Consider the following 15759-nt stretch of genomic DNA (forward strand, 5'->3'; position numbering starts at 1 on the left):
GGGTTTTCCTTGCTGCGGTGAGGGGGCTCAGGCGAGGCGGACACGGGGGTCGACGAGGCCGTAGACCACGTCGACGACCACGTTGGCGAGCACGACGAAGGTGGCCGCGAAGAGCGTGGTGCCGAGGATGACGGGCAGGTCGGAGTTCTGCACCGAGTCGACCGCGAGCTTGCCGATGCCGTTGATGCCGAACACCGACTCGGTGATGACCGCGGAGCCACCGATCAGCGAGCCGACGTCCATGCCGAAGATGGTGAGGATCGGGGTGATGGCGGCCCGCAGGCCGTGCTTGAGGACGACCTTGCCGCTGGGCAGGCCCTTGGCCCGGGCGGTGCGCATGTAGTCCTCGGCGAAGACCTCCAGCATGGAGGAGCGGGTGAGCCGGGTGTACAGCGCGAGGTAGACGATGACCAGGGTGGCCCACGGCAGGATCAGGCCCTCGAACCAGGCGCTCGGGTCCTGGGTGATCGGGGTGTAGCCGGAGGCGGGCAGGATCTGCCACTTGTCGACGAACAGGTACAGCAGCAGCAGCCCGACGAAGTAGATCTGCACGGAGACACCGAGCAGGGCGAGTCCCACCGCCGCCTTGTCGGCGGCCTTGCCCCGGCGGACGGCGGCGAGCGTGCCGAGGCCGACGCCCAGGATCAGGAAGAACACCGCGGCGCCGAGTCCGAGCGAGAGGTCCGCGGGGAAGTCGCCCAGCAGGGTGCTGAGGACGGGGGTGTCGGTCTGGAAGGAGATGCCCAGGCAGGGCGCGCCGCAGTGCACGCGCAGGCTCTGGTCTCCGTAGTCACGGCCGACGAAGAGGCCCTTGAAGAACTCCCAGAACTGGGTGAGGAAGCTCTTGTCGAGCCCGAGCGAATGCTTGATCTCGGTCAGCCGGGAGGGCGAGCAGGTCTTGCCGCAGGCCAGGAGTGCGGGATCGGACGGCAGCGCGAAGAAGATCACGAAGGTGATCACGGTGATCACCAGCAGGATCGCGGCCGCTGCCAGCAGGCGCCGGATGAGGTAACGAACCATGTCGTGCTGGACCTGACGTGAGAGGGGGTGCCCGCCGGCCGGGGAACCGCCGGCGGGCCGAGGAGGGGTGCGTCAGTTCTTGACGTACACGTGGACGAGGCTGGGCTCGGCGAGGATGGGGTCCGGGATGACCCCGCCGACCTTGGAGCCCGCCAGTTCGCTGAAGTTCATGTACATCAGCGGGACCACCGCCGCGTCCTTCATGATCTGCTCGTCCAGGGCGCCGTAGGCGGCGTTCGCCTGCTTGACGTCGGTCATCTTGGCGATCTTGTCGATCTGGGTGTTGACCGCGGGGTCGTTCAGGTACGCCTGGTCCTGGTTGGACTGCGGCAGCTTGGCGATCTGCCGTCCGTCGAAGAGCACGGGCAGCACGGTGGAGGCGTTCGGCCAGTCCGCGATCCAGTCGACCCAGGTCAGGTCGTACTGGTTCTTCACGTTGTCGACGTTGCTGAAGTAGTTCGCCGCGTCGATCGGGGTGATGTTCACGGTGATGCCGATCTTCCCGAGCGACGTCTTCACCGCGTCACCGAAGTGCTCCAGGGTCGGTGTGTTCTCCACCGCCAGCGACATGGTGAGCTTGGGGTTCCCGGCCTGCTTCATCAGCGCCTTGGCCTTGGTGAGGTCGCCCGCGGGGTTGGTGCTGTAGAGGTTGAACTTCTGGTAGCCGCCGATACCGGGGCTGATCATGGTGCTCGCGTAGTCGCCGTACGCCGAGCCGCCGAACGCGCCGCGGACGGTGGTCTTGTCGATCGCGTACTCGATGGCCTGACGGACCTTCAGGTCCTTGGTCCGTGTGGTGTTGATGGCGAGGTAGTTGATGCCGGGAGCCGGAATGTTGTAGAGACGGGACTTCAGTGACGGGTCACTGGAGATCGTCGTCAGGTCGGAGCCCGCGATCGGCCACTGCATGATCGAGGTCTGGGCGGCGCCGGCGTCGGACTTGATCTGCTGGTCGATCGCCGACTGGTCCTGGCCGAGTTTCACGTCGATCTCATTGACGTTCTGCTGCCGGATCGGGTCGGTCGACTGCTTCCAGTGCGTGTTCTTGACGAGGACGACTTCCTTGTTCTTGGTGTACGACTTGATCATGTACGGCCCGTCGGACCAGACGTGTGTGTCGTACGTGGAACCCGTGTCGTGGGCCTTGGGCACCCCGGACCAGCCGGGCATGGCGGTCGTCTCGTTGAAGTCCGCGACGGGCTGGCCGAGATGGAACACGATCGTGGACGCATCGGGCGTCTGGATGGAGGCCAGCTCCTTGCCCGAGTAGGGCCCCTTGTAGGAGGAGCCGCCGACCAGCCACTGACTGGCGTACGGCGGACCGCCGTTGATGTCGGGCGAGAAGGTCCGCTCGACGCCGTACTTGACGTCCTGCGCCGTGACGGGCGTGCCGTCCTGCCACACGACGCCCTTGCGCAGGTGGAAGGTCCACACCGTGTCGCCCTTGCTGGGCGTTCCCGTGTCGGTGGCCAGATCACCGACGAGCTTGGGCTGGGAGCCCGTCTCGTCCCATCCGGTCAGGGTGCGCACGATCTCCTGGTCCATGCTCGAACCCTCGGTCGTGTAGGTGCGCTGGGGGTCGAGATGGTCGAAGTCGGCGTGGTCGAGGACGGTCAGCGTGCCGCCCTTGGTCGGGGAGCCGCTCCCGGTGGTGCTGGAGGAGCCCCCGCATGCGGTGGCCCCCAGGGCGATCGCCACGGCGGTGGCCGTGAGCGCGATCGAGCGCCTTCTGCGCGTCATTGGGTGATACTCCGTTTCTTTTACGGCTCGGCGATGCGACCCGAGTGGGGCCGTGCGTGCCGGTGTTGAGGGGGACCGCGTCAGCTGCGGGCCGCGCGGGGATCGAGGGCGTCCCGGACTCCGTCTCCGAGGAGGTTGAGCCCGAGGACGAGGACCAGGAGCAGGACGCCGGGGACGAACAGGTACATCGGGTCCTGGAGGAAGTACTCGGAGGCGTCCGACAGCAGCGCCCCCCAGTCCGGGTTGGGCGGGATGACACCCACGCCGAGGTACGACAGGGCCGCCTCGGTGGTGATGTTCTGCGGGACGGCCAGCGCGAAGGAGATCAGGACCGGCGCCCACAGGTTCGGCAGCAGTTGCCGGAAGAGGATGTGCCACCGGCCGGCGCTCATGATCCGCGCTGCGTCGACGAACTCCCGTTCACGCAGCGACAGGACCTGCCCGCGCACCAGCCGGGCGGTGTAGGCCCAGGCGAACACCGCGATGTTGAGGACGAGGACCAGCAGCCGGAGGTTCTCGTCGGTGCCGCCGTGGCTGTTGGTCTGCATCGCGTTCTGGATGACCGGGGTCAGCGCGATGATGAACAGCAGCTGCGGGAAGGCCAGCATCACGTCCATGATCCGCGACAGCACGGAGTCGACCCAGCCGCCGGAGTACCCCGCCGCGAGGCCCGCCACGACACCGACGACGGTGGACAGCACGGCCGAGGCGAAGCCGACAAGGAGCGAGGTGCGCAGGCCGTAGACGATCCGGGCGAACAGGTCGTAGCCCGTGCCCGGTTCGACCCCCAGCAGGTGGGTGAGGCTGATGCCGCCCAGCGCACCGCGCGGGAAGTTGCCGGTGTCCGGGTCGATCGCCTTGCCGTCGGGGGTGATCGGCCCCCAGCCGGTGATCGCCGTCAGGACCGGAGCCAGCAGCGCGACCAGGATGAACAGGACGGTGATCACGAACGCGATCAGGGTGACCTTGTCCCGTCTGATGCGCCGCCAGGCCATACGGGCGGGCGAACGCCCGGTGATGACCGCGGCGTCGCTCCGCGGGTGCGGCGACGGTTCACCGGCTTGCGTGGTGCCGGTGTCGGCGGGCATCGGCTGCTGTTGCGTCGTCATCGTGCGGACGTCCCGGGTATGTGCTGGGGCTGGCGCGGAGTTTTCGCCGTCGCCGGCGGACAGGGTCTCGTCATGGGGCTGTTGGTTCCCTGAGGGAAAGACGTCGGTCGCCGGCCGTTGTCGGCGCCGTGAGACTGAGCGGACTGTCGCAACACGCCGAGAGGCCGGTCAAGGCGGAAAATGCCCGAAAAGGGGATTGTTTGCGCTCGTTGCCAAGAGTTGACGAGGGCGGGACGTTTCGTTAGCTCTGACATGGAGGTATCGCGACGATTCCCTTGGCTGGTTCTCGCCCTCCGCTTGCCTGAGTCGAACATGCCTCGAACATGGCGAGGCCCCGTCGGCACCGAATGCCGACGGGGCCTCCCCCGGACGTCAGCCGATCGGAACCCCGGCTTCCAGGTACAGCGCGGCCCCGCGTTCCCGGGCCCGCAGCGCCCACCGCAACCGCTCGTAGCGCACCGGCGGCAACAGGTCGGCGGCCTCCTCCTCGCTGGCGAAACACCAGCCGCGCAGCTCGGGACCGGGCAGCAGCACCGCCCGCGCCCGGTCGGAGTCGAGCCGGCCGCCGTCGAAGAGGAGGCGCAGTCCGCCGTATCCGGGAGGCGCGGGCGGCTCCCAGTCGATGACGAGGAGACGCGGTACGTCCTCCAACTGGATGCCGGTCTCCTCGGCGACCTCGCGCACACCGGCCCGGGCAGGCGCCTCGCCGGGCTCGACGACACCGCCGGGGAACTCCCAGCCGGCCTTGTAGGTGGGGTCGACGAGCAGCACCCGGTCGTGCTCGTCGAAGAGGAGGACCCCGGCGGCCACGGTCTCGGCGGTGGGCTCGGGGGTCTGCACGATGTCGCACACCGGGACGGTCCCCGCGCCGAGGTCCTCGGCGATGCGGGCGGCCGTCTCGTACGGGGTGAGCGCGCCGGTGTCGATCAGGTGGGCGTCGGCGGTGAGCCAGGAGGCGAGGGCGGCCCGGTAGGGCTCGAGGTGGTCGTACGCCCAGTGCCCCTGCCCCATCTCGCCGGGCGGAAGTGTCGGCGGGGTGTCCCGCCCGGCTATTCGCTCGCGCAGGATCGTTTCCGCCGGAGCGAGGAGAACATGCCGGACGGCGATCCTTCGGGCGGCGAGGCCGCCGAAGATCTCGTCGCGGTACTCCTGGCGCAGCAGGCTCATGGGGACCACGAGGGTCCCGCCGAGCTCGGCGAGCATCGCGGCCGCCGTGTCGATCACCAGACGTCGCCAGATCGGCAGGTCCTGGAAGTCGCCGACCTCGGTGAGGTGCTTGGGCGGCAGCAGACGCACGACCGCCGCGCCGATGTCCTCGGGGTCGAAGAGCGTGCTGTTCGGGATCAGTTCGATCAGTTCCCGTGCGGCGGTGGTCTTCCCCGCACCGAACGCGCCGTTGATCCAGACGATCACGGACTCCCCCTCTTCTGTTTGGCCCCCTGAGGCTTGCCCGCTCCACCCTGCCACGGAAACCAGCCGCAGATGAGGGCGCACAAACGCGGCACCGGGGCCCCTCGTCCAGAGGGGCCCCGGTGCCGCGGTCCGCGCAGGCCTCGTCAGCCGTTCCCCCCGAGGGCGGACCCGTCCACACCGTCCAGACTGTCGCTGGCGACGGTGTGGTCGAGGCTGCTGAGGGTCTTGTCGACGTCGACGCGGTCGAGGTCCTCACCCACGGCGTGCGAGGGAGTGACCGCCGCGACGACGAAGCCGGTGGCGAGGGAGGCGAGGGCGAGCATGCTGCGCTTCTTCATGGCCTGATCAACGTCGCCGGACGCAATGGGTCACGCTGCCGTACGCCGTGCCGCTCTCTTCCACCACAGTCCAACACGTCCTACCTTTAACCCACACCGAATGACGCGTACATGCCGTCATCGCACCTTCTGCCGGTTCGGAGGAACGTAACGATGCGTCACCTTCACACCCGCACAACCCGCCGAAGGACGGTCGCCGCACTCACCGTGCTGCTGTTCGCGGTGCCCGGGGCTCCCGCCGTCGCGGACGAGGAGGGGCCGGCGTCACCCGCCCTGGCCGACGGCCTGGCCCTCACCCCGCCCATGGGCTTCAACAACTGGAACTCCACCCACTGCCGGGCCGAGTTCGACGAGTCCATGGTCAAGGGGATCGCGGACATCTTCGTCGAGAAGGGCCTCAAGGACGCCGGGTACCAGTACGTCAACCTCGACGACTGCTGGGCCCTGCCGGCCCGGGACGCGGACGGCAAGCTCGTCCCTGACCCGGCCCGCTTCCCGAACGGGATCAAGGCCGTCGCCGACTATGTTCACTCCAAGGGCCTCAAGCTCGGCATCTACACCAGCGCGGGCACGAAGACGTGCAGCAGCGTCGGCTTCCCGGGCGCGCTGGGCCACGAGTACAGCGACGCACAGCAGTTCGCCGACTGGGGCGTCGACTACCTCAAGTACGACAACTGCAACAACCAGGGCGTGGACGCCAGACTGCGCTACACGACCATGCGCGACGCCCTCAAGGCGACCGGCAGACCCATCGTCTACAGCATCTGCGAATGGGGCCAGAACAAGCCCTGGGAGTGGGCCGCCGACGTCGGACACCTGTGGCGCACCACCGGGGACATCAGCGACACCTGGGGCTCGATGCTGTCGATCCTCAAGCAGAACCTCCCCCTCGCGTCCCACGCGGGCCCCGGCCACTGGAACGACCCCGACATGCTCGAGGTCGGCAACGGCGGCATGACGGCCACCGAGTACCGCTCGCACTTCTCGATGTGGTCGGTCATGGCGGCCCCCCTGCTCATCGGCAGCGACCTGCGCACGGCCTCCGACGAGACCTTCGAGATCCTCGGCAACAAGGAGGTCATCGCCGTCGACCAGGACCCGCTGGGCAAGCAGGGTTCTGTCGTCTCCTCCGAGGGCGGACGCTGGGTCGTCGCCAAGGAGATGAAGGACGGCAGCCGCGCGGTCGCCCTGTTCAACGAGACGGGCAGCCCGCAGCGCATCGCCACCACCGCCGCGGCCGTCGGCCTGCCCGACGCCGCCGCCTACACCCTGCGCGACCTGTGGCAGCACAGGAGCTACAACACCGCGGGCACGATCTCGGCGACCGTCCCGGCGCACGGAACGGTCCTCGTGCGGGTCGCTGCCGACCGCAGGTGGAACCAGCACCCGCCCGCCGTCGAACTCGGCCTGGACGGCAGTCCGTTGGTCCAGGCCGGCACGCGGGCCCGGCTGACGACGACCGTCACCGACCTGGGTCGCACCCCGGCCGGGCAGGTCTCCGTACGGCTGTCCGGCCCCGAGGGCTGGGCCGTGAAGCCGACCTCGCCGACCACCTCCAAGGCCCTGTCCACGGGCCGCTCGCTCCGCACGACGTGGACGGTCACCGCGCCACAGGGGACGCCGACGGGGTCGTACGACCTGACACTCAAGGCGAGTTACCGCTCACCGGCCGGTGAGCGGGTCGAGAACGTGCTGCCGTTCACCGCGACCGTGGTGGTGCCGCCGCCGTCGGGGTCCTCAGATCTCGGTGACCTTCCGTGGCTGTCGGCCGCCAACGGCTACGGTCCCGTGGAACGCAACACCAGCAACGGAGAGAGCGCCGCGGGCGACGGTCATCCGATCACCATGGGCGGGGTGGTGTACGCCAAGGGGCTCGGGGTGCACGCGGAGAGCGCCGTCGAGTACTACACCGGCGCGGCCTGCGAGACCGTCACCGCCGACGTCGGTGTCGACGACGAGAAGGGCGCGAACGGCACCGTCGCCTTCGAGGTCTGGGCGGACGGCACCAAGGTGGCGTCCACCGGTGTCCTGACCAATGCCATGCCGGCCGAGCCGCTCACCGCGGACATCACCGGTGCCCGGCTGGTCCGGCTCGTCGTCACCGACGGCGGGGACGGCATCGACTCGGACCACGCGGACTGGGCGGACGCGCGGTTGAACTGCTGACGGCGCCTGGCGGCCGGGTCCTCGGAGCCGGCCGCCAAGTGAACGTTTCTGCCGACATCGCCGGCGCCTCGCACCGTCCCGGCGTCAGACCGCCGCTGCCGTGTCCTGCTTCGCGAGCGCCGCCGCGGCCGCGCCGACCAGCCCCGCGTCCGTGCCCATCTGGGCGGGCACGATCGTCAGGCGCTGGACGAAGGAGAGGGTCGCGTAGTCGCCGAGCGCCTTGCGCAGCGGTCCGAAGAGGACGTCACCCGCCTTGCCGACCCCGCCGCCGATGACGGCGATGTCGATCTCGACGAGGGTCGCGGTGGCGGCGATACCGGCGGCGAGCGCCTGGGCGGCCCGCTGGAAGGAGGCCACGGCGACCGGATCCCCGCCCCGGGCCGCGTCGGCCACCGCGGCGGCGGACGTGTCGCCGTCAGGACCGGGCCGCCAGCCGTTCTCCAGCGCGCGCCGGGCGATGTTCGGACCGCTGGCTATGCGCTCCACACAGCCGCGCGCGCCGCACGGGCACGGGTCGCCGTCGAGGTCGACGCTGATGTGCCCGATGTGCCCGGCGTTGCCGGTGGGCCCGGCGTGCAGTTGGCCGTTCAGCACCAGCCCGCCTCCCACACCGGTCGACACGACCATGCACAGCGCGTTGTCGTGCCCGCGGGCAGCGCCCTGCCAGTGCTCCGCCGCCGTGATGGCCACACCGTCGCCGATCAGCTCGACAGGGAGCCCGCCGGCCGCCTCGCGGACCCTGCTGACCAGCGGATAGTCGCGCCAGCCGGGCACGTTCACCGGGCTCACGGTGCCGGTGGAGGCGTCCACCGGGCCCGCGCTGCCGATGCCGAGGGCGCCCGCGCGCGCCCACAGCGGTGAGCCCGTGAGCTCGCCGAGGGTCTCCTCGACGGCGCGCATCACGGTGTCGCCGTCCTCCTGCGCGGGCGTGGCGCGCTGTGCCCGGAGCAGGATCCGGCCGTGGCCGTCCACCAGCGCTCCGGCGATCTTGGTGCCGCCGATGTCGAGCGCAGCCACGAGGTCGGTGTGCATCAGTGTCAGTTCTCCCCGGTCAACCTTGAGGAATGGACAGGCGGTCTCGCGGTGGGGCGCAGGCCGACAGATTGCGGTGGACAGTGTCTCCCGCTTCTGACAACGTTGTCCAGGCTCTATGCTCGACGCCACATCCTCATACAAAATCATGGACCGTCGCATCCCCGTCGACGACAGGACAGGACGCCGTATCGTGCCCGACACCCACAGCCGAGCAGACCGCCTCGCCACGACCCGGTACGGCAACCGTCCGACCATGAAGGACGTGGCCGCGCGGGCCGGCGTCGGGCTCAAGACGGTCTCCCGGGTGGTCAACGGCGAACCGGGGGTCACACCCGAGACGGAGCACCGGGTGCGGGAGGCCATCGAGGCCCTCGGCTTCCGCCGCAACGACAGCGCGCGCGTCCTGCGCAAGGGCCGTACCGCCAGCATCGGCCTGGTCCTGGAGGACCTCGCCGACCCGTTCTACGGCCCCCTCAGCCGCGCGGTGGAGGAGGTGGCCCGGGCCAACGGCGCCCTGCTCATCAACGGCTCCAGCGCCGAGGACCCGGAGCGCGAACAGGAACTGGTGCTGGCGCTGTGCGCCCGGCGTGTGGACGGCCTCGTGGTCATCCCGGCCGGTGACGACCACCGTTATCTGGAGCCGGAGCTGAAGGCGGGCGTGGCCACGGTGTTCGTGGACCGTCCGGCGGGCCGGATCGACGCCGACGTCGTCCTCTCCGACAACTTCGGCGGCGCCCGCGACGCCGTGGCCCACCTCATCGCCCACGGCCACCGGCGGATCGGCTTCATCGGCGACATGCCCCGTATCCACACGGCCGCCGAGCGGTTGCGCGGGTACCGGGCAGCCATGGAGGACGCCGGCATCGAGGTGGCGGACGCCTGGACGTCGCTGGGCGTCACCGACCCGGTGCGGGTGCGCGGGGCGGCCGAGGGGATGCTCTCCGGCCCCTCCCCCGTCACCGCGATCTTCACCGGCAACAACCGGGTGACGGTCACCGTGGTCCGTGTCCTCGCCGAACACACCCGCCGAGTCGCCCTCGTCGGCTTCGACGACATCGAACTGGCCGATCTGCTGCAGCCGGGCGTCACGGTCGTCGCCCAGGACGCGGCTACGCTGGGCCGTACGGCCGCCGAGCGGCTGTTCCGCCAGCTGGACGGCACACTGCTGACGCCGGAACGGATCGAACTGCCGACCCGGCTGATCACCCGGGGCTCGGGCGAGCTGCCGCCGGCGGACTGAGCTGCCATGGACGACTTCACGCTGGAGACCCTCGGCCTGGCCGAGGCACCTCGCGAGCACCCGCTGCGGTATCCCGGCGCCTGGCCGGCGGACTCCGCGCTGCTCGACGGTGACCGGCTGGTGCCGCTGCCCCACGACCAGCTGGTGCACGAGGAGCGCGCTCCCCTCCTCGCGGTCGGCTCCAACGCCAGCCCGGGACAGCTGCGGCACAAGATGGCCGAGTTCGGGATCACCTCGCCGATCCCGATGGTGAAGACACGGGTGACCGGCGTCGACGTGGGCGTGTCCGCGCACGTGAGCCGCATGGGATACGTGTCGGCGTCTCCCTTCCACGCCCCGGACGTCGTACGGGAGCTGTTCGTCATCTGGCTGGACGCCGAGCAACTGGCGATCATCGACGCGAGCGAGGGGGTGCCGCTGCCGAACGGCAACTATGGGCGCGCCTGGCTGCCCGCGCCCGAGGTGCGGGTCGAACTGCCCGGCGGCGTGACCCTGCCGGGTGTCCACTCGTACGTCAACCGCCATGGCGTCCTGCACGACGGCACCGGCGCTGCGCGCACCCACCCGGGCCAGCGGGAGCTGCTGACCGAACTCCTCGTGGGGTCGGCCCGGTTGCGTGAGCTGTTCGGCGTCACGCCGGAGGAGTTCGTGGCACGGGCCCGCGCCGACCGGCGGCTGTGTGCGGCGGGCACCCGGCTGTTCGCCGACGAGAAGCGGGTCACCGAGTCCGGCCTTGAGCGGTACGTGATGGTTCAGCAGACCGGGAGTCCCGGCACCGGCTCGTCGTTGTTCCCGCCCTTGAGGTAGACGTCGCTGACGTACACGCCGGTGTTGCCGCTGTCGTCGTCGGTCTTCGCCCACCAGACGTTGGTCCACTCGCCGGACGTCTCCCGGCGGCCCAGGTTCGACTGGCAGTAGAAGTAGTTGGTGCCCGCGTTGAGGACACCGGCCTCGGCGCCGGAGGCGGTGTAGGACGTGGCGGTCTTCCAGACGGTGCAGTTGTACTTGCCGCCGCCGATGGCGGTGCAGGCCGGGGCCGGGGTGCCGGCGCCGCCGTCCCCGGTCGTGCCGCCGTCCCCGGAACCGCCGGAGCCGCTGCCGCCGGACGAACCGTCCGAGCCGCCGCCCCCTGAGGTGCCACCGCCGGAGGAGTTGGCCGTGGAGGACGCGGAGGCCCGGCTCGTGGGCTTGGAGCCCCCGTCGTCGCCGGATGTCTCCTTCGCGCTCGGGGTCTTCTTGTCGTCCCCGTCCGTGGGCTCGGGACTGCTTGACCGGTCGGCGTCGGTGCGGGCGGAGGTGGAGGCCTTCGCCGTGGTGGCGGTCGGGGTGGGACGGGCGTCGGCCTCGGCGTCACCCGAGTTGTTCAGCACGGCGACCGCTGTTCCGGCCACCGCGAGAACGACGGTGACCGCCGCGGCGACGAGCAGGACGCGGAACTTGCGGCGGGACCGGGGCGCGGTGGTCATGGGGCCCGTCGGGAGCGGGTCGTGGAGCCCGGACGGCCCGTGACCGTGAGCGGGAGATCCGGGCTGTCCCGGAGCGGCGACGAACGCTCCGGAGCCGTGTTCCGAGGGCCCGGGTTGCCCCGGACCACCGGTCTGAGAGGCGGACGCCACCCACCAGGGCGCCGGGGCCCCGGCCTGCCCCGCAGCACCCGCAGCACCCGCAGCACCCGCAGCACCCGCAGCACCCGCAGCAGGCTGCCCCTGACCGTGCTGTCCGAGGGCACCGCTGTCCTGAGCACCCGGCGTGCCCTGCCTGGGAGTCCCGGGGTCTACAGCCGCCGCGGGCGGGGGCGGCTGCGCGGCCACGGTCCCCGCCGTTGCGTGGTCACCGGGGCCCTGGTCCTGCGCAGCCCCCTGCGCCGCCCCCGGCCTCGTCGGGTCCGTCGGCCCGAGACCTGCCGATGCCACCGGCGTCGCCGGAACGTCCGCTGCCGTCTCGGCCTGCCCCGCCGAACCCGCCGAACCCGCCGTACCCGCCGCACCCCGCAAGGTCGTCGTGGGGCTGTCCGGTCCGGCCCCGTCCGCCACCGCCTGCAGCAGCCCGCGCGCCTCCCCGGCCCCCGGGCGCGCCTCGGGACGCTTGTCCAGCAGGCGCTGGAGAACCGGGCCGAGGGGGCCGGCACGGCGGGATTCGGGGAGCGGTTCGCCGACGATCGCGGTGAGCGTGGAGAACGTCGACGTACGGCGGAACGGCGAGGCCCCCTCGACCGCCGCGTACAGCGTGGCGCCCAGACCCCACACATCGGAGGCCGGTCCCGGATCGGCACCCTGGGCGCGCTCGGGGGCCATGTAGTCCAGGGAGCCGACGAGATGGCCGGTGCGGGTGAGGTTCGTGGCCGAGCCGTCGCCCGGATCGTCCATGGTCGCGATGCCGAAGTCGGTCAGCAGGACGCGGCCCGAGCGGTCGAGCAGGATGTTGCCGGGCTTGACGTCCCGGTGCAGTACGCCGGCCTCGTGGGCGGCGGCCAGCGCGTCCATGACCTTGGCGCCGATGCCGGCCGCCTCCCGCGGGTCGAGGGGGCCGCTCTTGCGCAGCACGGCGTCCAGGGACGGCCCGTCGACCAGCTCCATGACGATCAGCGGACGCCCGTCGACCTCGGCCACGTCGTGCACGGCGACGACGCCGGGATGCCTGACCCGGGCCGCCGCACGGGCCTCGCGCTGCATCCGCAGCCGCAAATCCGCGAGTTCGGGGCCGTCGGCGTCGGTGTAGGTGCGCAATTCCTTGACGGCGACCTCGCGGCCGAGGACCTCGTCGACGGCCCGCCAGACCACACCCATGCCGCCGCGACCGAGCTGGGCCACGACACGATAACGCCCGGCCAGCAGCCGACCGGCGTCGTCCTGGCCCTTTCCGTTGGTCTCCCCCGAAGACACCGCTGCCCCGTTCCTGTGAACACGTCAATGCGTGCCGTACAGCCTACGGGGCAGGAGTGACGACTTCAGCCGGTGGTTGCGACCGTGACAGGGCCGCTACTTCTCCGCCTCCTTCGTGCTACTTCGTGGAGACGGTCAGGTCGCCGCGCCGGGGCGCCGCGTACCCCTCCAGGTCGGCCCGGGTCAGACCCGTCAGCCGGGCCACCTCGGCGATGTCGAGGGCGCCGCAGTCGAGACCGCGCAGCAGATAGCCGCTGAGCGCCTTGGCGGTGGCCGGCTCGTCCATGACGTCGCCGCCGACCCGGCCCGCGTACCTGGCGAGTCGGCCGGCGGCCTGCTCGAAGCCCTCTCGGTAGAAGGCGAACACGGCCGCGTACCGGGTGGGGATGTGGCCGGGGTGCATGTCCCAGCCCTGGTAGTAGGCGCGGGCCAGCGCCCGGCGCGTCAGGCCGTAGTGCAGTCGCCAGGCGTCGTGGACCTTCGCCCTCGGGCCGATCGGCAGGACGTTCGTGGAGCCGTCCGAGACCCGTACGCCGGTGCCCGCGGCCGCGACCTGCATGATTGCCTTCGCGTGGTCGGCGGCGGGGTGGTCGCTCGCCTGGTAAGCGGCGGAGACGCCGAGGCAGGCGCTGTAGTCGAAGGTGCCGTAGTGCAGTCCGGTGGCACGACCCTCCGCGGCCTGGATCATACGGGCGACGGTGGCGGTGCCGTCGGTGGCGAGGATGGACTGACTGGTCTCGATCTGGATCTCGAAGCCGAGTCGGCCGGAGTCCAGTCCGTGCGCCTTCTCGAAGGCCTCCAGGAGCCGGACGAACGCGGTGACCTGCTCGGCGTAGGTCACCTTCGGCAGGGTCAGCACCAGCCCCTCGGGCAGGCCTCCCGCCGCCATGAGACCCGTGAGGAAGACGTCGAGGGTCCGGATGCCTCGGTCCCGGACGGCCGCCTCCATGCACTTCATGCGGATGCCCATGTACGGGGCCGCCGTGCCGTTCTTGTACGCCTCGGCGATCAGTCGTGCCGCGCGGGCCGCCGTCTCGTCCTCCTCCGCGTCCGGGCGCGGGCCGTAGCCGTCCTCGAAGTCGACGCGCAGGTCCTCGATCGGTTCGTGCTCCAACTTGGCGCGCACGCGCGCGTAGACGGGCTCGGCGAGGTCGTCGGACAACCCGAGGACGGCGGCGAAGGACGCGGCGTCCGGGGCGTGTTCGTCGAGGGCGGCGAGGGCCTTCTCGCCCCAGGAGCGGATGGTGTCGGAGGCGAAGGCGTCACCGGGGACGTAGACGGTGTGCACGGGCTGGCGGGTGCCTGGGTCTCCGGGGTAGCGGCGCTCCAGTTCGGCGTCGACCGGCGCGAGGGAGGCGCTGATCTCCTCGCTGACGGCACCCGCGAGGCTCGTCGCCACCTGCTCCTGCTGGCCCTGGCCCATCCCACACCCTCCTGTTTTCCGCTCTACGGAATCAACAATCCGTAGAGCGAAGTTATCCATGAAGCTTCCGGACGGTCAACACCCCGTCCACAGCATGAGCCACCGCGTTCATTCAAGGCGCCGAGAACCCCTACGCCCTCTACCGCACTCCGGTTCGAACATTCATCCTGTCCCGTCGGGAGGGAACAACATGTCGGACACCCACAGAATGACGCGTCGCATGGGCCTCAGAACCGCCATGGCCGCCGCCGTCACCGTGCCGCTGATGGGCACGCTGCCGGCCTCCGCCGCCAAGCCGTCCAACCGCCGACTCGATGTCATGACGTTCAATCTCCGCTTCGCCAGCACCTCCGAACCCAACAGCTGGGCCGCCCGCCGTCCGGTGATGCGCCGGCTGTTACGTCAGGAGGCCCCTACCCTGGTGGGCACCCAGGAAGGCCTCTACCAGCAACTGCGCGACATCCACGCCGACCTCGGACCGCACTACGACTGGATCGGCACCGGCCGCGAGGGCGGCAGCCACGACGAGTCCACGGCGATCTTCTACGACACCCGGCGCCTCGCTCCGGTCGAGCACGACACGTACTGGCTCTCCGACACGCCCAGGGTCATCGGCTCGAACACCTGGGGTGGAGCGCTCCCCCGGATCGTCACGTGGGTCCGCTTCCGCGACCGGGCCGTCGGCGAACGGGAGTTCCACGTCCTCAACACCCACTTCGACCACCTGGGCCAGTACGCGCGCGAGCGGTCCGCCGTGTTCCTCGGCCAGAAGATCGCCGAGTTCGACCGCTCGTCACCGGTGGTGGTGACCGGCGACTTCAACGCCGCGGCCCACGACAACCAGGCGTACGACGCCCTGCTCGCCACGGGTCTCGTCGACACCTGGGACGCGGCCGTGGAACGCGGCAGGCAGTACGCCACCTTCCACGGCTACCAACCCCTCATCCCCGACGGCGACCGCATCGACTGGATCCTCACCTCGCCCGGCGCCACCGTCCACCGGGCCTCGATCAACACCTTCGAGATGAACGGGCAGTTCCCGAGCGACCACCTGCCGGTGCAGGCCACCGTCACCCTGGGATGAGCCGAGGCCCCCGCGACCGCGTCGGCGGTCACGGGGGCCTCGTACGCCCGGAGCGGGATCAGCCCTTGCGGGTGTTGATCTCCTCGGTGAGGGCGGGGACGACGTCGAAGAGGTCGCCGACGACGCCGTAGTCGACGAGGTCGAAGATCGGGGCCTCGGCGTCCTTGTTGACCGCCACGATGGTCTTGGAGGTCTGCATGCCGGCGCGGTGCTGGATCGCGCCGGAGATGCCGTTGGCGATGTACAGCTGCGGCGAGACACTCTTGCCGGTCTGGCCGACCTGGTTGGTGTGCGGGTACCAGCCCGCGT

The 15759-nt window shown here is 70.6% G+C and carries 13 protein-coding genes; 4 read left to right on the forward strand and 9 right to left on the reverse strand.

What is annotated here, in order from left to right:
• Positions 1-27: 27 nt before the first annotated feature.
• The 5 genes from RNB18_RS39105 to RNB18_RS39125 all read right to left on the reverse strand — a co-directional run bounded on the left by RNB18_RS39105 (position 28) and on the right by RNB18_RS39125 (position 5620).
• Complete coding sequence (locus RNB18_RS39105; RefSeq protein WP_311718842.1) at positions 28-1020, reverse strand: ABC transporter permease; 993 nt, start codon at positions 1018-1020, stop codon at positions 28-30.
• 72 nt (positions 1021-1092) lie between these two features.
• On the reverse strand, positions 1093-2760 hold the full coding sequence (locus RNB18_RS39110) for an ABC transporter substrate-binding protein (protein WP_311718843.1): 1668 nt from the start codon (positions 2758-2760) through the stop codon (positions 1093-1095).
• Between the two features lie 80 nt (positions 2761-2840).
• Complete coding sequence (locus RNB18_RS39115; protein WP_311718844.1) at positions 2841-3869, reverse strand: ABC transporter permease; 1029 nt, start codon at positions 3867-3869, stop codon at positions 2841-2843.
• A 372-nt stretch (positions 3870-4241) separates the two neighbouring features.
• The gene (locus RNB18_RS39120; protein WP_311718845.1) at positions 4242-5282 is read right to left on the reverse strand and encodes an NUDIX hydrolase; all 1041 of its coding nucleotides are present in this window, start codon (positions 5280-5282) and stop codon (positions 4242-4244) included.
• A 143-nt stretch (positions 5283-5425) separates the two neighbouring features.
• On the reverse strand, positions 5426-5620 hold the full coding sequence (locus tag RNB18_RS39125; RefSeq protein WP_311718847.1) for a hypothetical protein: 195 nt from the start codon (positions 5618-5620) through the stop codon (positions 5426-5428).
• Positions 5621-5773: 153 nt separating this feature from the next.
• Between RNB18_RS39125 and RNB18_RS39130 the strand changes: the two genes are divergently transcribed.
• Positions 5774-7786 carry an NPCBM/NEW2 domain-containing protein gene (locus tag RNB18_RS39130; RefSeq protein WP_311718848.1) on the forward strand — a complete coding sequence of 671 codons (2013 nt, stop codon included), beginning with the start codon at positions 5774-5776 and terminating at the stop codon, positions 7784-7786.
• 84 nt (positions 7787-7870) lie between these two features.
• Here RNB18_RS39130 and RNB18_RS39135 read toward each other — a convergent pair whose 3' ends face one another.
• A complete protein-coding gene (locus RNB18_RS39135) occupies positions 7871-8818 on the reverse strand; it encodes an ROK family protein (protein ID WP_311718849.1) in 948 nt (315 codons plus the stop codon).
• A 193-nt stretch (positions 8819-9011) separates the two neighbouring features.
• Here RNB18_RS39135 and RNB18_RS39140 point away from each other — a divergent pair, with 193 nt between their 5' ends.
• Complete coding sequence (locus tag RNB18_RS39140) at positions 9012-10061, forward strand: LacI family DNA-binding transcriptional regulator (protein WP_266568179.1); 1050 nt, start codon at positions 9012-9014, stop codon at positions 10059-10061.
• Between the two features lie 6 nt (positions 10062-10067).
• Positions 10068-10868, forward strand: a complete 801-nt coding sequence (locus RNB18_RS39145) for a hypothetical protein (protein WP_311718850.1) — start codon at positions 10068-10070, stop codon at positions 10866-10868.
• On the opposite strand, the gene RNB18_RS39150 is transcribed toward RNB18_RS39145, so the two are convergent.
• Positions 10814-12943, reverse strand: coding sequence for a serine/threonine-protein kinase (locus RNB18_RS39150; RefSeq protein ID WP_311718851.1), 2130 nt, complete (start codon positions 12941-12943; stop codon positions 10814-10816). The genes RNB18_RS39145 and RNB18_RS39150 overlap by 55 nt on opposite strands.
• 118 nt (positions 12944-13061) lie before the next feature.
• Complete coding sequence (locus RNB18_RS39155; RefSeq protein WP_311718853.1) at positions 13062-14366, reverse strand: DUF6986 family protein; 1305 nt, start codon at positions 14364-14366, stop codon at positions 13062-13064.
• A gap of 190 nt (positions 14367-14556) precedes the next feature.
• Between RNB18_RS39155 and RNB18_RS39160 the strand changes: the two genes are divergently transcribed.
• The gene (locus RNB18_RS39160) at positions 14557-15450 is read left to right on the forward strand and encodes an endonuclease/exonuclease/phosphatase family protein (RefSeq protein WP_394817742.1); all 894 of its coding nucleotides are present in this window, start codon (positions 14557-14559) and stop codon (positions 15448-15450) included.
• Positions 15451-15508: 58 nt separating this feature from the next.
• Here RNB18_RS39160 and RNB18_RS39165 read toward each other — a convergent pair.
• Positions 15509-15759: electron transfer flavoprotein subunit alpha/FixB family protein (locus tag RNB18_RS39165; RefSeq protein WP_311718855.1), on the reverse strand; the 251-nt coding region annotated here is incomplete at its 5' end.

Source organism: Streptomyces doebereineriae, from assembly GCF_031845645.1.
In the GTDB taxonomy this organism is placed as follows: Bacteria; Actinomycetota; Actinomycetes; order Streptomycetales; family Streptomycetaceae; genus Streptomyces; species Streptomyces canus.